The 20,223-nt window shown below is 63.2% G+C and carries 17 protein-coding genes; 11 read left to right on the forward strand and 6 right to left on the reverse strand.

What is annotated here, in order from left to right:
- Positions 1-29 precede the first annotated feature (29 nt).
- Together mepA and ACWJKU_RS10620 are read left to right on the forward strand one after the other, a co-directional pair.
- Positions 30-845 carry a penicillin-insensitive murein endopeptidase gene (gene mepA / locus ACWJKU_RS10615; protein WP_454142273.1) on the forward strand — a complete coding sequence of 272 codons (816 nt, stop codon included), beginning with the start codon at positions 30-32 and terminating at the stop codon, positions 843-845.
- Positions 846-1,669: 824 nt separating this feature from the next.
- Positions 1,670-2,038, forward strand: a complete 369-nt coding sequence (locus ACWJKU_RS10620; RefSeq protein WP_454142274.1) for a hypothetical protein — start codon at positions 1,670-1,672, stop codon at positions 2,036-2,038.
- Here the strand turns inward: ACWJKU_RS10620 and miaA are convergent.
- The 5 genes from miaA to ACWJKU_RS10645 form a co-directional block, all read right to left on the reverse strand.
- Positions 1,959-2,882 carry a tRNA (adenosine(37)-N6)-dimethylallyltransferase MiaA gene (gene miaA, locus ACWJKU_RS10625; RefSeq protein ID WP_454142275.1) on the reverse strand — a complete coding sequence of 308 codons (924 nt, stop codon included), beginning with the start codon at positions 2,880-2,882 and terminating at the stop codon, positions 1,959-1,961. The genes ACWJKU_RS10620 and miaA overlap by 80 nt on opposite strands.
- Positions 2,883-2,914: 32 nt before the next feature.
- Positions 2,915-4,675, reverse strand: a complete 1,761-nt coding sequence (gene mutL, locus ACWJKU_RS10630) for a DNA mismatch repair endonuclease MutL (RefSeq protein ID WP_454142276.1) — start codon at positions 4,673-4,675, stop codon at positions 2,915-2,917.
- A 178-nt stretch (positions 4,676-4,853) separates the two neighbouring features.
- Positions 4,854-6,158 (reverse strand): N-acetylmuramoyl-L-alanine amidase, encoded by a 1,305-nt coding sequence (locus ACWJKU_RS10635; protein ID WP_454142277.1) that lies wholly within the window; start codon positions 6,156-6,158, stop codon positions 4,854-4,856.
- Positions 6,159-6,229: 71 nt separating this feature from the next.
- Positions 6,230-6,685, reverse strand: a complete 456-nt coding sequence (tsaE, locus tag ACWJKU_RS10640) for a tRNA (adenosine(37)-N6)-threonylcarbamoyltransferase complex ATPase subunit type 1 TsaE (RefSeq protein WP_454142278.1) — start codon at positions 6,683-6,685, stop codon at positions 6,230-6,232.
- Positions 6,685-8,169, reverse strand: coding sequence for an NAD(P)H-hydrate dehydratase (locus tag ACWJKU_RS10645; RefSeq protein WP_454142279.1), 1,485 nt, complete (start codon positions 8,167-8,169; stop codon positions 6,685-6,687). Before ACWJKU_RS10645 ends, tsaE begins: the two co-directional genes overlap by 1 nt.
- A gap of 77 nt (positions 8,170-8,246) precedes the next feature.
- Between ACWJKU_RS10645 and queG the strand changes: the two genes are divergently transcribed.
- Positions 8,247-9,308: a tRNA epoxyqueuosine(34) reductase QueG gene (gene queG, locus ACWJKU_RS10650; protein WP_454142280.1), complete on the forward strand. Its 1,062-nt coding sequence runs from the start codon at positions 8,247-8,249 to the stop codon at positions 9,306-9,308.
- Between the two features lie 41 nt (positions 9,309-9,349).
- On the opposite strand, the gene ACWJKU_RS10655 is transcribed toward queG, so the two are convergent.
- Positions 9,350-10,306: a hypothetical protein gene (locus tag ACWJKU_RS10655; RefSeq protein ID WP_454142281.1), complete on the reverse strand. Its 957-nt coding sequence runs from the start codon at positions 10,304-10,306 to the stop codon at positions 9,350-9,352.
- Positions 10,307-10,549: 243 nt separating this feature from the next.
- On the opposite strand from ACWJKU_RS10655, the gene ACWJKU_RS10660 reads away from it, so the two are divergent.
- The 8 genes from ACWJKU_RS10660 (at position 10,550) to ACWJKU_RS10695 (ending at position 20,153) form a co-directional block, all read left to right on the forward strand.
- Positions 10,550-10,936 carry a hypothetical protein gene (locus tag ACWJKU_RS10660; RefSeq protein ID WP_454142282.1) on the forward strand — a complete coding sequence of 129 codons (387 nt, stop codon included), beginning with the start codon at positions 10,550-10,552 and terminating at the stop codon, positions 10,934-10,936.
- Positions 10,937-11,017: 81 nt separating this feature from the next.
- A complete protein-coding gene (locus ACWJKU_RS10665) occupies positions 11,018-11,659 on the forward strand; it encodes a DUF2760 domain-containing protein (protein ID WP_454142283.1) in 642 nt (213 codons plus the stop codon).
- On the forward strand, positions 11,656-13,656 hold the full coding sequence (locus ACWJKU_RS10670) for an Hsp70 family protein (protein WP_454142284.1): 2,001 nt from the start codon (positions 11,656-11,658) through the stop codon (positions 13,654-13,656). Before ACWJKU_RS10665 ends, ACWJKU_RS10670 begins: the two co-directional genes overlap by 4 nt.
- Before the next feature lie 547 nt (positions 13,657-14,203).
- On the forward strand, positions 14,204-17,002 hold the full coding sequence (locus ACWJKU_RS10675; protein WP_454142285.1) for an Hsp70 family protein: 2,799 nt from the start codon (positions 14,204-14,206) through the stop codon (positions 17,000-17,002).
- Between the two features lie 156 nt (positions 17,003-17,158).
- Positions 17,159-17,572: a hypothetical protein gene (locus tag ACWJKU_RS10680; protein ID WP_454142286.1), complete on the forward strand. Its 414-nt coding sequence runs from the start codon at positions 17,159-17,161 to the stop codon at positions 17,570-17,572.
- Between the two features lie 152 nt (positions 17,573-17,724).
- A complete protein-coding gene (locus tag ACWJKU_RS10685) occupies positions 17,725-18,021 on the forward strand; it encodes a PepSY domain-containing protein (protein WP_454142287.1) in 297 nt (98 codons plus the stop codon).
- An 84-nt stretch (positions 18,022-18,105) separates the two neighbouring features.
- Complete coding sequence (locus tag ACWJKU_RS10690) at positions 18,106-18,789, forward strand: response regulator transcription factor (protein ID WP_454142288.1); 684 nt, start codon at positions 18,106-18,108, stop codon at positions 18,787-18,789.
- Positions 18,786-20,153 carry an ATP-binding protein gene (locus ACWJKU_RS10695; protein WP_454142289.1) on the forward strand — a complete coding sequence of 456 codons (1,368 nt, stop codon included), beginning with the start codon at positions 18,786-18,788 and terminating at the stop codon, positions 20,151-20,153. The genes ACWJKU_RS10690 and ACWJKU_RS10695 overlap by 4 nt, the downstream gene beginning before the upstream one ends.
- Positions 20,154-20,223: the final 70 nt, after the last annotated feature.

Raw genomic sequence — 20,223 nt, forward strand, 5'->3', positions numbered from 1 at the left:
CGTACCTTCCCTGCACGATGCCAATGATCATGCGATCGATCCGCCGAACCGCGATTCTTCTGGGTTTTCCGGGCGTTCTTCTCGCGAATCCCTGGGCGGCGGTGCCCGGCCCGACCGAAGGCGCGCCGCGCGCGATCGGCGAGACCAACAACGGCTGCATCGGCGGAGCGGCCGCCTTGCCGACGGAAGGCGAAGGTTATCTCGTCATGCACCTGGAGCGGAAACGCTACTTCGGCCATCCCTCGCTGGTCCGGACCATTCAGACCATCGGCAAACGAGCCCACAACACGGTCGGTGTGATCCAGGTCGGCGACCTCGGCCAAGCCCGCGGCGGCCCCATGCCATTCGGCCACCGCAGCCACCAAACCGGCCTCGACGCCGATGTCTGGTTCAATCTCAATCCGAGCCTCTATTCGAACGCGGACGGATGGCGCGCCAATATCCCCGCTCCGAGCCTGTTGAACCGGGCCGGAGACGGCCTGGACCGCCGGCTATGGAGTCAACGGCACGCACAACTTCTGAAACTGACGGCCACCATTCCCGAAGTCGATCGCATCTTCGTCAACGCTCACATCAAGCGCGAACTCTGTCGAACGGTCCGTAGCAATCGCGGCTGGTTACGGAAAATCCGTCCCTGGTACGGGCACCACGACCATTTTCACCTCCGTCTCGGTTGTCCCGCCGACAGCCCCGATTGTATCCGACAGGAGCCGGTACCGGCCGGCGACGGTTGCGACGCCAGCCTTTCCTGGTGGTTTGAAAAACACCCGCCGGGGCCGGTCAAGCCGGAACCGCCCAAACCGCCACTGCCCAAAGCGTGTCAGGCGCTTTTGAATCGCGATTAGTTCGCGGATCGGACGAGTCGCGAACGGCAGCGTCCGCGAGTTAAAAAAAGCGTAAAAAAAACTGACACATCAAAACGGCTAAAACGGACTCGGCGAATTCCCGAACATCGGGCAGGATGGGGAAGATCGGCCGTTTTTGCCGCTCGTTCTTGATTTTCGTCACGTGCTCCGAACCGGATCTCTCGACGGCAAAGAGACCTTCGATTCCCGCGGCATTCGCCCGGCTTGCCTAAAGTTCGCCTGATGCGCTACGCTGCGATCGCCGCGTATGACTGTGCCTCCAACAACAGTGCATGCGGCAAGAGGCCCGGCAGAAGTGCCGGGTCTCTCTTGCTACGAATCGAAAGTCTCTTTTCGCATTAGACAGAACTCCCGCCCCTGTTCCGCCCGTTCATAAACGATTCTTTCCGGCAGCCGTTGCGATTCAGGCTCAAACGGACGGTTCGAAGAGCGTCCGCCGGTTCGACGACGGATAGCGAGCGGGAGGGAAGCCTCGCGAGTTCCGGGCAGGCGCGCCCGCTTCGCAGCCGCATCCATTCGGAACTTGATCCGTCGTGGTGCATTCGGCGCCCGATCTCGATGCAACAGGCTCTAGCAGGCGATTGCGCGGACAAATTCCGACATTTGATCGATTATCGGCGTTTTTCAACCGATAATCGAACTCGTTTGCCGATCATTTGCGCATGGCCGGCTCTTGACGATCGATTCCATGCCTTCGATTTATTGATTTCGATACGAAACGCTGTAGGATTGTGTTCTGTAATGGTGCGCTCGTGCACCATTATAAGTCGCCGTAAGCCATACGTTTCTATAAGAGGGATACCGTGATGAAGCTCGCGTTTCTCGTTGCCATGACGCTGTTCGCCGGGCTGCCTGTCCGTGCGGCGTGCGCCAAACCTCGCGAGGTATCGGATTCCGACGTTCAGGGCTGTATGCTTCTAAGCCAGGTCATAGGTTCGTCCGGCTATGGAAAAAAAATCGGCTGGAAATCGTTCGCCAAGGCCAATGCTTTAAAAAAAGCCGGCGCAATCGGCGCGACCCATATCGTTTGGAAAGACTTCAAGCCGATCGGCGCCTTCAACGGGGAAGCCGTTGGCGGGGCTTATCTCTGCACTAAAGATTCGGCCCGGACGACTTCAGCCGAGCTGTCACATCCCGCAACACGGCCTCTACCAGACTTTCATCCTCGCTGACATGCCATGACGCGCCCTCTTCGCGTCTGAGCCAGGTGAATTGTCGCTTGGCGAATTGGCGGGTGGCGATGATGCCGCGCTCGATCATCGCGTCGCGATCGTACTCGCCTTCGAGATACGCCCAGACCTGCCGATACCCGACGGCACGGATGGACGGCAGGTCGGCATGCAGGTCGCCCCGCTCGTACAAGGCGCGAACTTCGTCGATGAATCCGCGTTCGATCATCGTCAAAAAGCGCTGGCGAATCCGTTCGTGCAGGGCTTCGCGGTTGGCCGGCGCGACGACGAGCTTGATCGGATAAAACGGCAAAGGCGGCGACCGGGTTTCGGCGCACAATACGGACAGCGGGACCCCGGTCATACGGTAGACCTCCAGGGCGCGCTGGATGCGCTGCGGATCGTTGGGATGAATGCGCGCCGCCGCCTCGGGATCGATCCGGCCGAGTTCCTCATGCAGCTTGGCCCAGCCGACGCTCGCCGCTTCCTCGTCGATCCGCCGCCGGATCTCGGGATCGGCGGCGGGCAGGCTCGAAAGGCCGTATAGCAAGGCATTGAAATACAGCATCGTGCCCCCCGCCAGAATCGGCAGCTTGCCGCGGCCCGAGATGTCCCGCATCGCCGCCAGCGCATCGTTTCGAAAGCGGCCGGTGGAGTAGGATTCGGCCGGATCGAGAATGTCGATCAGATGGTGCGGAATGCCCTCCCTTTCCTCCAGGCTCGGCTTGGCGGTGCCGATGTCCATGCCCCGATAAACCAGCGCAGAATCGACACTGACGATTTCGCCGTCCAGCGCCTCGGCCAGTTCGATGGCCAGCCGTGTTTTGCCCGAGGCGGTCGGGCCCATCAGAGCGACGGCAGGAGGTAGCGGGTATTCGATCACTGGCCGCGCATGAACAAGCGGTTCAAATCCTTCACGCTCAATTCGACCCAGGTCGGACGGCCGTGGTTGCACTGCCCGCTCCGCTCGGTCGCTTCCATTTCGCGCAGGAGCGTATTCATTTCCGGCACGGTCAGCTTGCGGTTGGCTCTCACCGAGCCGTGGCAGGCCATGGTCGCCAGCACCTCGTTCAAGGACTGTTCGATTCGGAGACTCCGTCCGTGCTGATTGAGGTCGGACAGCACGTCGCGCACCAGTCGCTCGCCGTCCGCGTCCACCAGCAAGGCGGGCAATGCCCGCACCATGAGCGCCTCGGGACCGGTTCGACGGAGTTCGATGCCGAGATGTTCGAGCACTTCGGCCGCCTCTTCCGCGGCATCGGCTTCCGCTGCGGTCACCTGCACCCGAATCGGCAGCAGCAAGGGCTGCATCGGAACCGATCCGGCTCCGCTTTGCTCCTTCAGCTTTTCGTAAGTGATGCGCTCGTGGGCGGCGTGAGCATCCACCACGATCAGCCCGTTACGGCTTTCGGCCAGAATGAAAGCGCCATGCAGATGCGTGACGGCGAAGCCGAGGGGCGGCATGGTTCGCTCATCGGGTTCCGGCTGGCGCGGCGTTTCCGTCTTCGGGACCGGGGCGGAATAAAGACCGGCGTAACTTTGAATCGCCTCGGCCACTTGCAAAGGCAACGCGGCTTGGCTGTAGGGTTTCGAGAACTTGGGCGGCGAGACCGCGGGCGCCGGCATTTGCTCCGGCCGCGGCTTGGCTTCCGCCAAAGCCCGGTGCAAAGCCCGGAACAGGAAATCGTGAATCATCCGGGAGTCGCGAAAACGCACTTCGAGCTTGGCGGGATGCGCGTTGACGTCGACCAGCGCCGGGTCCAACTCCAGATACAGCACGTAGACCGGCTGGCGACCGTGGTAAAGCACGTCCTGATAGGCTTGTTTCACGGCGTAGCTCACCAGCTTGTCCCGCACCAGCCGGCCGTTGACGTAGAAAAACTGCATGTCGGCCTGGCTGCGGGAGAACGTCGGAAGCCCCACCCAGCCGGAAAGTCGGAGACCCGCCGCCGAAAACTCCACCGCCAGCGCGTTTTCCAAAAACGCCTCGCCGAGCACCAGGCCCAGGCGCCGTTCGATTTCGGCCTGGCTTTCCGCCGGCCGCAAGCTCAATACCGCCCGCTCATCGTGTTTCAAGGCAAATCCGACGTCGAACCGGCTCAGGGCCATGCGCTTAATCAGCGTTTCGATGTGGGAGAATTCGGTCTTCTCCGAGCGGAGAAACTTCCGCCGCGCCGGCGTGTTGTAGAAAAGATCGCGCACTTCCACCGTCGTGCCTTCGGGATGGGCCGCCGGCTCCACGTCGAAACCGGTTTCCGTTCCGTCCGCCGTGACCCGCCACGCGCAACGCTCGCCCCGTGTCCGCGAGGTCAGGGTCAAACGGGCCACCGAACTGATGCTGGGCAAGGCTTCGCCGCGGAATCCCATGCTGGCGACCCGCTCCAAGTCGCCGAGACTGGCGATTTTGCTGGTGGCGTGGCGAGACAGGGCGAGCGGCAGTTCCTCCCGGTCGATGCCGCAACCGTCGTCACGGATGCGCATCAGGCGCAAGCCGCCCTGCTCCACGTCGATCTCCACCGATCGGGCGGCGGCGTCGAAGGCGTTTTCGACCAGTTCTTTCACCACCGAGGCGGGACGTTCGACCACTTCGCCGGCGGCGATTTGATTGATCAATTGCGGGGGAAGAATACGGATAGGCATGGAAAAGCATCGAATATCGGGAAAACGGTCCGGCGTCGGATAGAACCGAAAGAGCAAAAACTCAACCCGGACGAGCTCGTGAAGAAATTCCGACGCGGCTCCAAGGCGAGCTTCACGCCCCGTTATTCTCGGAAAAATGCGGGATTTATGAAAGACGGCGACGGCTCAGCCGCGCTTTTTATTTTTGAACAACCGGTTTCTTATCGCCTGACCCGGTCACGCTGTCCAGCGCGTCGGCCACGCGCAAATCGACCGGAACCACCGGCCGGCGTTCGGCGAAATAATTGCGGATGCCGTCGAATATGGCGCGGGCCACCTGTTCCTGATGCTTGGGATTGCGAAGATTCCGCTCCTCGTCGGGATTGGATATGAACGCCGTCTCCACCAGCATCGAAGGAACGTCCGGCGACTTGAGCACCACGAAACCGGCTTTTTGCACGTCGCGATGATGGAGATGGAAATCTTTCTTGAGCGCTCCCAGCACCTTTGAGGCAGCGCGGTTGCTGGCCTCGAGCGTGGCCGTTTGCGACAGATCGAGCAGCACCGAAGCCAGCAGCTTGTCCTTTCCCTTGAGCTGCACGCCACCCACCAGAGCGGCGTTTTCCCGATCCGCCAGCCAGCGAGCCGCTTCGCTGGAAGCGCCGTGGTCCGACAGGGTGAATACGGAAGAACCCTTTACGTCGTTGCTCACATAGGCATCCGCGTGCAAGGAAATGAATAAATCGGCTTTCGCCTTGCGCGCGAGCTCGGCCCGTTCGCGCAGGTCGACGAACTGATCGCCCTTGCGCACCATCACCGCCCGCATGTCCGGTTCGGCGCGGATCATCCGTTCGAGCTTGCGGGCGATCGCCAGCACCACGTCTTTTTCGTAGGTTCCGTTCGGGCCGATCGCTCCGGTATCTTTGCCGCCGTGACCGGCATCGATGACGATCACCCGTTCCCTGGCGAGCCCGGGCTTCAAGGCGCGTACCGGCCTGACATTGCCCGCCGCGCTTCCGGTTTTGACGGACGCTTTGCCTGATTCCGCGACACGGGACGGCCCGGCCGTTTTGACCGGCGGCTTGCTTCCGGGCCGGACCGGCGAAGCCGGGCTCGCCAATTCGAGCACCAGGCGCGACCGTCCCTTGAGGTTGGTCACATGAGCCTTGTGCGTGGCCGGGCCTTTGAGATTGACCAGAATCCGCGGGCTCTCCCCGGTCTTGCCCGAAACCGGTACGAGTCTGGCGATCAATGGATGAGAAGCGGGCGGCTGTCCGAGCGCCCCGGACAAGGACACTCCGTCAAAGTCGATCTGCAGCCGATTCGGGTTGCTTCCGCGGGAAATACGGTATTTGGGCGGCGCCGAGCAATCGAAGATCAGGCGCGCCCCCTGCGCGGCGGTCTCGAATTTTACCGACGTCATCTGTACGGGCGCGCCGAACAGCAACGGTGCGTAGCCCCACAACGTGAGCACAAACCATGTGATGCAGTTTTTTTTTTCCATGTGAAGGAGGCCGCCGTGCTTGAACTTCCGCCAAAACATAGACCGAGACGCGGGAAACCGCAAGGAAGCGGCTACTCGGCTTGCAGGCGGGCCAATACCTTTTGGCCGTGAGCGGTTCCGCCCGCGATATCCGCGATGCGGCCCGCGCCGGCGATGTGAAGACTGATCTCGAGATCGGCCGGGGGCAACAGCCCCGCGCCGCGTTCCGGCCATTCGACGAAACAAACGGCATTCGGCCGGAGATAGTCTCTGATGCCCATCCATTCCAGCTCTTCCGGGTCGTTCAGCCGGTACAGGTCGAAATGGTAAACGATCCGGTCATCCAGAGCATATTCTTCGACCAGCGTGAAGGTCGGACTTTTCACCGGCCCCGCAAAGCCGGCCGCCCGGAGCCAGCCGCGCACGAACGTGGTTTTCCCGGCGCCGAGGTTTCCATGCAGGAAGACGAGGCACCCGGACGGCATGGCTCGGTAGAGGCGCTCGGCCAAGGCGAGCGTTTCGGCTTCGTCTCTAAGAGTCGCTTTCATTAATTGGCGAGCCGGCGCAAAGGCTCCATCAAATCGCTGGCCAAAAGCCCTCTTTCGCCGGCTTTCGCCGCCTCGTCCCCGGCCGCGCCGTGCAGCCGCGCGCCCAAGGCGGCCGCATCGAAAAGATCCAAGCGTTGCGCCAGGAGTCCCGCGATAACGCCGGTCAGCACGTCGCCCGTGCCGCCGCTGGCCATGCCGGGATTGCCGGCGGTGCAGACATGGGGCAGCCCATGCGGGCCGCAGATCAGACTGCCGGAACCCTTCAGCACCGCCACGCCGCCGAATCGCGCCTGCAGTCGCCGAACGGCGCCGAATCGATCTTTCTGGATTTCCGCGGAGGAGTTGCCGAGCAGCCGCGCCGCTTCCCCCGGATGGGGCGTGATGATCCAGTCGTCCCGTTTGCGGGGATTTGCCGCGAGAAGATTGAGCGCGTCGGCGTCCGCCACGATCGGCAAATCGGTGTCCAATACCGCGCCGAGCAGTTCCTTCGCCCATTCCGAACGGCCCAGTCCGGGCCCCACGGCGATCACCGTGGCCCGTTCCAGCAGGGGCCGAAGTTCCTCGGCGGTTTCGACGCCGTGACACATCAGCTCGGGCCGGGTCAGATTGAGCAAATCGGCATGGGACTTCCGCGTGGCGACGCTGACCAGCCCCGCGCCGACCCGCGCCGCGGCCTCGGCGGACATGCGCGCGGCGCCGCTGTAGCCGCGCTCGCCCCCGACCACCAGTACGTGGCCGAAATGGCCCTTATGGGCATATCGCGGACGCGCCGGCAGACCGCGCGTCCATTGCGGCAGCAGCCTGGCCGAGGGCTTGACCGAATGCCGCACTTCCGGCGGCGCGCCGAGGTCGGCAAAAACGATCTCGCCGGCGTATTCGGGTCCTTCGCCGGTGAAGAGCCCCTGCTTGAGCCCGATGAAGGTCACCGTCAGATCGGCTTTGACCACCATGCCCAAAGCGCAACCGGTATCGGCATCGAGTCCCGACGGAATATCCAGCGCCGTCACGTGGCCGGAGAACCGGTTGACGGCGCCGATCACGTCGGCATAAAGGCCGCTGACCTCCCGATCCAAACCGGTGCCCAAGAGTCCGTCGACCAGCACTTCCGCGCCTTCGAAATTGGCGGGGATGAAATCCAGCACCTCGCCGCCCGCCGCCCGATAATCCTGAAAAGCGGTCAGAGCATCGCCTTCAAGACGCTTGGGCGGCGCAACCGGATAGACTCGCACGTCCATCCCCGCCTGATGGGCCAGACGGGCGACCACATAGGCGTCGCCGCCGTTGTTGCCGCCGCCGCAAATCGCCGAAAGCGTGCGCGCCCCCGGCCGGCGTTCGCGCAAAGCCGCAAAAGCCGCATCGCCGGCGCGGCGCATCAATTCGATGCCGGAAATGCCCGCCGTTTCGATGGCGTAACGGTCCATGGCGCGCACGTCCCCGGCGCGATAGAGATCCTTCGGTAAACTTCGGCTGTATCGTTCACTCATAACGCAGTAAGCTGTATCCGAACTCCGCTCAATTTCGACCTATTCTGGCTTAAACGCCGCGCTGCCTCCACACTTCTGTGACTTCATCCGCTCTCGATTACTCCGCACTGGCCGCCAAAATCAAAACCTGGGGCCGCGAACTCGGCTTTCAGCAAGTCGGCATCGCCGACACGGATCTTTCCGCAGCCGAAAGGCATCTCCAAAACTGGCTCGACGCCGGGTTTCACGGCGAAATGGGCTATATGGCGCGTCACGGCACCAAGCGCAGCCGTCCCGACGAGCTCGTCCCCGGCACGCTGCGCGCGATCAGCGCGCGCATGGATTATCTGCCGGAGGATCGAACCGCGATCCGGGAGCGGCTGGAGGATCCCGCCGCCGCGTTCATCTCCCGCTACGCCCTCGGCCGCGATTATCACAAAGTGCTCCGCAAGCGCTTGCAGCAATTGGCCGAGCGCATAGCAGAGGAAGTCGGGCTCTTCGGCCATCGAGTATTCGTCGACAGCGCGCCGGTGCTGGAAAAAGCGCTCGCCGCCAAAGCGGGGCTCGGCTGGGTCGGCAAACACACCAATCTCATCAACCGGAAAGCGGGTTCGATGTTCTTTCTCGGGGAGATTTACACCGACCTTCCCCTGCCCACCGATTCCGAAACGAGCGATCACTGCGGAAGCTGCGCGGCCTGCATCGACGCCTGCCCCACTCGGGCCATCGTCGCGCCGTACCGCCTCGATGCTCGGCGTTGCATCTCCTATCTGACGATCGAGCTGCGCGGACCGATCCCGGAAGAATTCCGCGCCGCCATCGGCAACCGCATCTACGGCTGCGACGATTGCCAGCTCGTCTGCCCGTGGAATCGCTACGCGCAACTCACCGAAGAAGCGGATTTCATGCCGCGTCACGGCCTCGACGCCGCCGGGTTGATCGAACTTTTCCGCTGGGACGAGGCGACGTTTCTGCAAAAAACCGAGGGCTCCGCCATTCGTCGCATCGGTTACGAGTGCTGGATCAGGAATATCGCGGTGGCGTTGGGCAATTCGGAAACCCGCCCGGATGTGGTCGAAGCCCTGCGGGCCCGGATCGACGACCCTTCGCCGCTGATTCGGGAGCACGCGCGTTGGGCGCTCGTACGGCACCGCACATGATGAGCGCGAGCCGTACGGCGCATCCTGAGCCGCTTATTATCTCAGCGCCGGGATTTTTTGGCGGGTTTGGATGAAGGCGCGGCGGCCGGCGCCTTGGCGAAGGCGCCGCCCTTGACGCGGAGCTGATCGGACAATTGCTTCAACGTGTCGTTGAGGGCCGCGCGGGTCGCCTGACCCAGGGCGCTTGCGGCAAATGCGGATTCCCCTCCGCCGATTCCGAACAGCGAAAAACCGCTGGTGGCGGATTCGGAGGAGAAGGTACCGTGGGAAGTGATCGTCCCCACCATGCGGCCGCTGCTCGGCTCGACCACTTGCAGATCCATGCCGACCGAGCCGGTCCGCCGGGCCTTGGTTTTTTCCCAGGTGGGATTGGCGGCCGCCACGGCCGCTCCGGCGATGCCGGCGGCGGGCGTGCCGGAAATGGCGCCCGCGACGCCGAGAACCGCCCCGGCCCAGCCGAGAGAGCCGCCCTTGCGCTCGTCGTTGGCTTCGGCGACCTCGTTGAATTCGGTGATCGTGCCCTTGATCACGAACGGCCCGACCTCGCCGGGGTGCAGCAGCTTTGCGGGATTGTTTTCATTCTTGCGGTAATGTTCGTAATCGATGACCACGATATTCCCGACATTGCCGAGAGCGCTGATCAATTGCGCGGCGACGCCTTGTCCGACGCGCTCGCCCATGCCTTGATGATCGGGCGTGTAGGCCCCCGGCGCCGTTGGCGCGGTTCCTCCCAGGATACCCCAGCCGAAAGGTCCCCAACCGTAATGTCCTCCGGAAGAAGCCTGCGTCGCGCCGCCGCCCGACCCAGTCCCCACGCTCAACGGCTCAACCGTGACGACGTACATGGGTTGGGCGCCGTCGAACGGAATCCGCACCACCTCCACCTGCGTGGAGACCGGCGCCAGATTCGTGGCCTGAACCGACGATTTGTCTACGGTCGCCGCGCAACTCGCAAGCACAGGAACCGCAGCCCCCACTAACCAGAACTTTAGTTTCATTATTCTTCTCCGGATATTTTTTATTGATTGTCATCCCGCGCCGAAAGCCCGGTTCGAACCTCGCGCCATTGAAGGTTAGCACACCGCGATATCGCGCCAAAAAAACGCCGCATCGAACCGAAGCTCCCTGGTTGCGGAGTTCTCTCGGTCCCTGCTTCGGGATTTAGCGTTCCGCCCGCCCGCAACATCGCGTAAAATCGATCGGATAAAACCCACTCGACGAATACTCAAGAGGTATTGCCCATGAGACTTTTCTCACGCGCACTGATCGCCGGAATCCTTATTTCGGCCTTGCCGCCGGCTTTCGGCGACGACGAATGGCGCGGCACCACCCTTTCCGACCAGACCCTGGAGAAGGTCAACATGGCTTTGGTCGTTTACCAAGGATGCGTCAACCAGGAAGCGCGTGCCCGCATTAACGACCAGGCGGATTCGCGCGCGCTTACCGACCAGGTTTTGAAAGCGTGCGAGGAAAAGCTGTCGAAGGCAAAGGCGGCGTTCGACAGCGAAAAAGTACCCGGCACGATCGCCGAGCGATACATGCGCAGCCGCCGCACCCAAGCCGCACGTCAGGTCCTGCGCACCTTCATGAGCGCCCAGGCGGCTCAAGCCGCAAGCGGCCAGCCGTAACGGGACTGTCCTGCGTCCGGTTCCCGGCCGGTCGTGCCGCGCCTGCATCACTGGACATCACTCAACGCATAGAGGATCCGAATGCAATTCGACCCGACTCTCATTCCGACCACGTTCGACGCCGTCCACATCGGACTTGCCGTCCTCGTGGTCATTCTGCTGATTCTGCAAGTCATCCTGCTGTCCGTGGCCGTCATCGCCCTGCTGCGTCGCAGAAAGCCGATCGCCGAACCCGCCGCCGCGCCGGTTCGCGCCGAAGCGGCTCCGGCTCCGGTCCGGGAAGCCCCCAAGCCTCCGGAAATCGTCAAGCCGGAACGGCCGGAGCCCGTGGTTGTCAAAGAAGCCACGCCGGATGCGGCCTTGCAGCTCCTCGGACTTTTGCAGAAGGAAGCCCGTTTCGTCGACTTCGTTCAGGAAAACGTCGGCGCCTATTCCGACGCCGAGATCGGCGCGGCGGCCCGGGTCGTGCATGAAGGGTGCCGCAAAGTATTGAACCAGCATTTCGAACTCGAACCGGTGCGCAAAGAACAGGAGAATTCCCGCGTCACCTTGCCCAAAGGCTTCGACGCCGCGAGCGTAAGGCCCACCGGCAACATCGTCGGCGATCCGCCGTTCACCGGCACCTTGATCCATCGCGGCTGGCGCGCCGCCGGAATCAAGCTGCCCAAAATCGCCGAAGGACACGACGTGCGCATCATCGCCCAAGCAGAGGTGGAATTGTGAGCGAAACCCGATATTCCGTCGGCATCGACCTCGGCACGACCAACAGCGTCGTGTCCTTTGTCGATCTCGACCAGTGCGACGGCGAAAAAGCGCCGCTCGAAGTCCTGGACATTCCGCAACTGACGTCGCCCGGCACGGTCGGCGACAAAAAGCAGTTGCCGTCCTTCCTTTATCAAGCCCACGAGGCCGAGCTTGCGCCCGGCGATATCGTATTGCCCTGGAACGAGCATCCGGAAGCCATCGTCGGCGATCTGGCCAGACAACTCGGCAGCAAGACGCCGATACGCCTGGTGGCGAGCGCCAAGAGCTGGCTGTCTCACAGCAGCGTCGACTGCCGCGCGCCGATCCTGCCGGTCCAGTCGCCGGAAGAAGTGAAGCGGGTTTCGCCGCTGCAAGCGTCCATCGAATACCTCCGCCACATGCGCGACACCTGGAACGCCCGCTATCCCGACGCGCCCTTGAGCGAGCAGGATCTGGTGATCACCGTGCCCGCGTCGTTCGATCCCGCGGCACGGGAACTCACCGTGGAAGCCGCCCATGCCGTCGGACTGCGTCAGGCGATTCTGCTCGAGGAACCGCAGTCGGCGCTGTACAGCTGGATCCAGGCCAGCGAGGGGAAATGGCGCGAACAGGTCAAACCGGGCGACATCATTCTCGTCGTGGATGTCGGCGGCGGCACCACCGACTTGTCCTTGATCGCGGTGACCGAGGAGGAAGGCAATCTGATCCTCAACCGCGTCGCCATCGGCGATCACATTCTCCTCGGCGGAGACAACATGGATCTGGCCCTGGCTTATGTCCTGAAAGCCAAGCTCGAAGCCGAAGGCAAACGGCTGGAACCGTGGCAGATTCAGGCGCTCATGCACGGCTGCCGGGATGCCAAGGAATCCTTGCTGTCCGAATCCGATACCGACGAAGTCGCCGTGGTCGTGCCCAGCCGCGGTTCGTCGCTGATCGGCGGCACGCTGCGCACCAGCCTGACCCGCGACGAAGTCGGGCGGACGCTGGTCGAAGGCTTCTTCCCGCGGGTGCAAATCACCGACCGCCCGGCCGCTCAAGCCCGCACCGGCTTGACCACCCTCGGCCTTCACTATGCCAAGGATGCGCGGATCACCTGCCATCTCGCCGCTTTCCTGAGCCGCCAGATCGGCGCGACCGGAGAGTTGCAGGGATTCGACCTCCCGGCGGATGCCCGATTCCTGCATCCGACCGCGCTGCTCCTCAACGGCGGCGTGTTCAAATCCGAGTCGCTCGAAAACCGGCTGCTGGAAGTGCTGAATAGCTGGCTCGAAGCCGACGGCGCGCCGCATGCCCGGCTGCTGCACGGCGCCGACCTGGATCTGGCCGTGTCTCGCGGCGCCGCCTATTACGGCTATGTCCGCAAGGGTCGCGGCGTCCGCATTCGCGGCGGCACCGGCGCCGCCTATTACGTGGGCGTCGAGAGCGCCATGCCAGCCGTGCCGGGCTTCGCTCCGCCGATTGAGGCCCTGTGCATCGCGCCTTTCGGCATGGAAGAAGGCACCGAGGCGGATCTGCCGCCCTACGAATTCGGCCTGGTCGTCGGCGAGCCCGTGCGCTTTCGTTTCTTCGCCTCCAACGTCCGCCGCGACGACATGGTCGGCGCGCGCCTCGACTACTGGTCGGAAGACGAACTGGAAGAGCTGGACGAGATCGAAGTCACCCTGCCGGCCGAAGAATACCAGGCGGGCGACGTCGTCCCGGTCCATCTGGCGGCCAGGGTGACCGAAGTCGGCACGCTGCAACTGGAAGCGGTAGCGAAGGACGGCGACAAGCGCTGGAACGTCGAGTTCGACGTCCGGGCCGGCGAGAAGCCCTTGCCGTCGGATGAAAATGCCGCGCCGGAGGAACCGATCCTGGGAAACCTTTCCGAGCAAGCAGCCGAAGCCGCAGCGGAGACGACATCCGACGAAACGGCTTCGGAAACGCCTAGCGACGATGCTTCGGCCAAAAAAAGCTTTTGGCCTTTTAATAAATAATCGATAAACCGCAGGGGTAACGTCCCTGCGGATACCCTAGGCTTTTTTTCCGTATCGCCGGTTATTAGCCCGGCCTATAAATAGAGGCCGGGCTAATCCGGGGCAGGGATGACCCGACGCGGCGACAAGTCGCGTGAGCCCAGGCCGGGCGTGTACCGGACTGGGCGGCGGCCCGTAAATACCAGGAGGGTATTTACGGGTCTGATTAATAAATGTTCGAAAACTCTACTTAAGGTGCCGCTGAACGCGGCGCTCATTTTAAAGCGGGGAGCCGCCCCGCATGCGGGTTCCTCTTCTTTGCTTGTCCAAAGAAAAGGAACCAAAAGAAAGGACCCCCGGCGAGCGCCCTGATCCTGCGCGTTTCGCCCGGCACCAGGGGCGACCCAAGGCCCATCCCTGGACCTCGGTCGCCGCACGCGATTCCTCGCGTGCCCCTCTGGGCTTTTCCGGTGCCGGGCTGCAATGCTCGGGAGCGCTCGAACGGGACGAAAGGCGTGCAGCGCCCGCTACCGCGAACGCTGTACCAAATCCGAAAACGCTCTAACACATGCCCGAATCATCAACCCAGTCTCCCTGCTACCTCGTCGGCATCGACCTCGGCACGACCCACACCGTGGCCGCTTATGCCGATCTCGCTAAAGCCGCACGAGCCGAAATCCGGCTTTTTCACATCGACCAACTGGTTGCACCGGGCGAAATCGCCGCGGAGCCGCTGCTGCCTTCCGCCCGCTATCACGCATCGCCGGACGAATTGACCGAAGCGGATACACGGCTGCCCTGGCCCTCTTCGGAACCGGAACCGGAACCGACTTATCGTCCTGTCATCGGCAAGCTGGCGCGGGTCTTGGGCTCGAAAAGCCAGGGACGTTTCGTGACCAGCGCCAAGAGCTGGCTGTCCCATGCGAGCGCGGACCGGACCGCCGCCATTCTCCCCTGGGGCGCGCCGGAGGAGATTCCGAAAATCTCCCCAGTCGAAGCCAGCGCAAGCTACCTCCGCCACCTGCGTTCGGCCTGGAATTACCATCACTCCGAGGCGCCGCTGGAAGATCAGGAAATCGTGGTCACCGTGCCGGCCTCCTTCGACGAGGCTGCGCGCACTTTGACGCTGGAAGCGGCCCGCCTGGCCGGGCTTCGGAACGTGCGCCTGCTCGAGGAGCCGCAGGCGGTCTGTTACGACTGGCTCTGGAATCATCGCAAATCCTTGCGCAAGCAACTCGATAACGTGCGCTTGCTGCTGGTTTGCGACGTCGGCGGCGGCACCACGGACCTGACCTTGATCAAGGTCGAGCCGGCCGAGGACGAACCCAGGCTCACCCGCATCGCGGTCGGCAATCATCTGATGCTGGGCGGAGACAACATCGACCTCACCCTAGCGCATCTCGCCGAACGCCGGCTGATGGGCGAAGACCGAAAACTGTCCGCGGCCGAGTTGTCCCAGTTGGTCGAACAATGCCGGCTGGCCAAGGAGCGGCTGCTGGCCCCCGACGCGCCCGAGTCGGCAAGCGTGACGCTGCTCGGCGCCGGAGCCCGACTCATCGGCGGCGCGCGTTCGGTCGAACTGACCCGGGACGAGGTCCGCGGTATCGCGCTCGACGGTTTCTTTCCGCGGGTGAGCCTCGCCGACCATCCCGACCGGAAGCGCAGCGGCGTGGTCGAATTCGGTCTGCCCTACGTCGCCGATCCCGCGATCAGCAAACATCTCGCCGCTTTTCTGACGCAACACTTCGAAACCGCTCGCGAGGCGCTCCGCTCGGATTCCGCCGAACCCGTCCCCGACGCCGTGCTGCTCAACGGCGGCATGTTTCGCAGTTCGGTCATAGCCCGGCGCCTGGTGGAACTCGTGACCTCCTGGGGAAAACACTGCCCCGTCCTGCTCGGAAACGACCGCCCCGACCTGGCCGTAGCCTACGGCGCCGTGGCCTACGGCCTCGCAAGGCGCGGTCATGCCGTTCAGCGCATCGGCGGCGGCTCGGCGCGCAGTTATTTTCTGGTGGTGGAAACCGGCCGGGACGAGGCGCCCAAGGGTATCTGCATTCTGCCGAGGGGAACCGAGGAAGACCGGGAAATCGTATTGACCGACCGCACCTTCCTGCTCAGGCTCGGACAACCGGTGCGTTTCAACCTGGCCTCGTCCAGCGAGGACCGGCGCTTCCAGGCGGGAGACCTGGCCGACATCGACGAGGATCGCTTCGTTCACTTGCCGCCCCTCGCCGTCGTCTTGGACCGGGAAAGCGCGCAAGGACGGACCGAGCAAGCCGTGCGGGTCGCGGCCTCCCTGACCGAGGTCGGGACCCTCGACCTGCACTGCGTGGCGGCCGACGATGCCGAGCGGCGCTGGAAGATCGAATTTCAGTTGCGGCAAGCGGCTCCGCAGACGGCATTGCCCGAAACCCGCCGGCATCCCCGGCTCGATCAGGCCGAGGAGAAAATTCGGCTGGTTTTCGGCAAAAAAGCAAAAGCGGCCGACGCCAAGCCTGTCAAGGGATTGCGCGGCGAACTCGAAAGGATTCTGGGCCACAGAGCCGCTTGGGATACCGCGTTATTGCGCGATCTGTTCGGCGCCTTGCTGGAAGGCCTGCCTCACCGGCGGCGGTCGGCCGAGCACGAGCGCTTGTGGTTCAGCCTGACCGGATACTGCCTTCGTCCCGGATTCGGCTATCCGCTGGACGATTGGCGGGTCGAACAGGTCTTTGCCATCTACGGGCAAGGACTGCAATTCGTCAACGAAGTCCAGAACTGGACCGAATGGTGGACCTTCTGGCGCCGCCTGGCCGGAGGCTTGAGCGAGGAGGCGCAGCTTTCGATCTTCGGGGATCTGGCCGACTTCATCAACCCCGAGACCGCCCGGCGCGGCAATCTCCCCGCGCTCGCCAAAAAGCGCAGCTATGAAGACATGGTGAGGCTTGCGGCCGTGCTGGAACGCCTCCCGGCATCCCAAAAGACCGAACTCGGAAACTGGCTGCTCCAGCGCCTGGCCAAGCCCAGCGAACCCGCCGAAAGCTGGTGGGCGCTGGGACGAGTGGGCGCCCGCGTGCCGTTCCACGGCAGCGTGCACAACGTGGTTTCCCGCGTCACCGCCGAGGAATGGCTGGACCGAATCCTGAGCCGTGACTTCAGGAAAGAGCCGCATGCCGGCTTCGCCGCCGCGCTCATCGCGAGGCTCAGCGGCGATCGGGAGCGCGACATCGATCCGGCGCTCGGGCAGCGTGTGGTCGAGCGGCTGAAGGCCGGCAAAGCGCCGGAATCCTGGATCGGCATGGTGTCCGAAGTGAAAGATCTCACCGAAGCGGACGAAAAGCGCATCTTCGGCGAGGCGTTGCCGCCCGGCCTGAAGCTGATTGCCTGATTCGGCCGAATCCCGACAGGAAAGCCGTCCCGTTTGAAACGGCACGCGCCCGTTCAGCTTCCGTTCAGGAAAGAAAGACTATCTTCACCCTGCCGGAAAAAATGCTACAGATTACGGTCCGGCGCCAGTTTCGAATTTTTGAACGGGGATCAAGTCATGAAACCGCTGAATCAAATCATAGCCCTAAGCGCAATCGTCCTACTCGCTTTCGGATCAGGCGTCCGCGCCGACTCCTGGGGCCACGGTCATCGCCACGGCCACCATCATCACGGCCATCATCACCACGACCATTACGCCCCGAGAGTGATCGAGCATTACTACGAACCCGCGCCCTACTATTATCGGCAGCCGCGCGTGGTACACCGCCACTACTACCAGGCGCCTCGGGTGATTTATCGCGATGAATACCCCGTCTACCGCCGGCATGGCGGCTTGTCGGGGGCGTTGCCGATCGTTGCGGGCGGCGTCCTCGGCGGCATGGTCGGGGAACAGGCGGGCTACGGCAATCACGGTGCCATCATCGCCGGCTCGGTCGCCGGAGCCGTATTGGGACACGAAATCGGCCATTGACGCCGGCAGACAAGCGACATCCGATCTCCCTGGCTCGACAGAGCCCGCTGTCGCCCCGGAAACGACAGTGTTATGCTTCGCCTATCGCGGCGCCGGGCGGCTCTTTGCGGCCCGGCGCGTTCTCCGCAAATACCGTGGTCGCACCGAACCGCGTGATAAACAAACGCCTTTTGCCCATCATTCTCGGCTGTCTGCTGTCGACGGCATTTCCGGCCTACCCGCAGCCGCCATTCGGTCCGGAAGGCCTGGTCGCGCCGTTCATCGCGCGCCAGCCTCAGCTCCGGCCCGGCATAAGCCTGGACGAAGCCATCCAGCGTATCCGGCGCGAAACCGGCGGCCGCATCCTGGCGGCCGATACCGTCAGAAACGGCGGCGGCGTCACTTACCGCATCAAGGTGCTGATGCCGGACGGCCGGGTGCGGGTCTTCTATGTCGATGCCCAAGGATGAGCCGTCGGAAGCCTCGTTCCGAAATCCGTTTTCGCGCATCTCGCCGGCCAAGCCCGTGAATCCAGCCAAGACGAAGCAATCCTCATGCGCCTTCTGATCGTCGAAGATGAAACCGAACTGCGCGCCCAGCTCAAATCGCGCTTGCAGGCCCTCGGCTACGCCGTCGACACTGCCGCCGACGGCAAGGAAGCGGCCTTTCTGGGAAGCGAATACCCGTTCGATCTAGCCATAATCGACCTGGGACTGCCGCTGATATCCGGCATCGACGTCATCCGGCGCTGGCGCGCCGCCGGCCTCAATTTTCCGATTCTGATCCTCACCGCTCGCGACCGCTGGCAAGACAAGGTAGAGGGATTGGACGCCGGAGCGGACGATTATCTGAGCAAACCTTTCCACTTCGAAGAACTGCTCGCCCGGACCAAGGCGCTGTTGAGGCGGTCCGCCGGCATCGCTCAATCCGTGCTGCAATGCGGCCCGATCGCGCTCGACACCGGAGCCCAGAGCGTGCGCGTCGACGGCCGGCCGGTGGAGTTGACCGCCCAGGAATACAAGGTCCTCGAATATCTGATGCTGAATACCGGCAAGGTCATCTCCAAGACGGCGCTGACCGAACACATCTACGATCAGGAATTCGATCTGGACAGCAACGTGATCGAGGTATTCATCGCCCGGCTGCGCCGGAAACTCGATCCCCGGAACGTTCACCGCCCCATCGAGACGCTTCGCGGCCGCGGCTACCGGTTTACCCTGGAACGCGCGCCCGGATGACCTATTCCCTTCAGACGCGAGGACTGCTCGTCGCCAGCGTGGTACTGATCGCCTTTCTCAGCGCCACCGGCCTGGTCCTCGACAAAGCCTTTCGCGATAGCGCCAAAGCCGCCATGCGCGACAGACTGCAAGGATTCGTCTATACCCTCCTGGCCGGCTCGGAGCTGGACGCCCGCGGCGTGATGAAAGGCCCCGAAAACCTGCACGAACCCCGCTTCAACCAAACCGGATCCGGGCTTTACGCCGATATTCGGCGCGGCAATCGCAAACCGGACTGGCGATCCCTGTCCGCAACCGGCATCGAAATCCCTTCCACGCCGGCACCCGAAACCGGCGCCGCCAAGTTCAGCAACGCCGTGCTGGAAGACGGCACGCCGGTCTATGTGCTCAGTTTCGGCGTGCTCTGGGAAGAAGAGCGCAGAAAGGCGGTGCGCTGCGTGTTTCGCGTAGCCGAAACCCTGGATGGATTCTATGCACAGGTCAATCAATTCCGGCGCAGCCTGTGGACCTGGCTCGGCGCCGCCGCGCTGGTGCTGCTGCTGGTGCAAGGCGCCATTCTGCGCTGGGCGTTCTCGCCGCTGCGCCGAGTGGCGGCCGATCTTTCGGCCATCGAAGCCGGGCGAACGAACCAGCTGACCGGCAACTATCCCGACGAACTGCGCGGCCTGACCGATAATCTCAATGCGCTGCTCGTCAATGCCGAATCGCACCTCGCGCGCTACCGGGATGCGCTGGGCGATCTCGCGCATAGCCTGAAAACGCCGCTGGCCGTGTTGCGCGGCGCCGTGGAGAAGCAAGATTCGGACGCCGATGCCGAAATCGGCGCGGTGGCACAGGAACAGATCGATCGCATGACTCGCATCATCGAGTACCAACTCAAGCGAGCCGCCGCCTCCGGCCGCACCCATCTGACCCCGCCGGTCGGCGTCGCGGAAAAATCCCGGCAGGTCGCCGCGGCATTGGCCAAAGTCTATGCCGAAAAACGGGTCGACTGCCGAATCATGGTCGACGATGACGTCGTCTTTCACGGAGACGAGGGCGATTTGCTCGAAATCCTGGGAAACCTCCTCGACAATGCCTTCAAGTGGTGCCGAAGCCGGGTCGAGCTGAGCGCCCGGACGGTCTTGGAACCCTTGGGAACGAGTTCACGCCTCGAATTGCGGGTCGACGACGACGGCCCCGGCATCGCGGCGTATGTGGCCGAGCGCGTTACCCGCCGCGGCGAGCGCACCGATTCGTCGGTACCCGGACACGGCCTCGGTCTCGCCATCGTGGATTCCATCGTGCGGACCTATCTCGGCCGGCTCGCGATCGAGCGAAGCCCGCTCGGCGGCGCCGCGATCGTGATTAGGAATATCGGCTAACCGTGATCCGCAACGAAGGATTCGATAAATTCTCTCGAATTCGATCTAATGGAGTGCGAGTTCTCACTGA

This window comes from Methylocaldum sp. MU1018 (assembly GCF_053646775.1).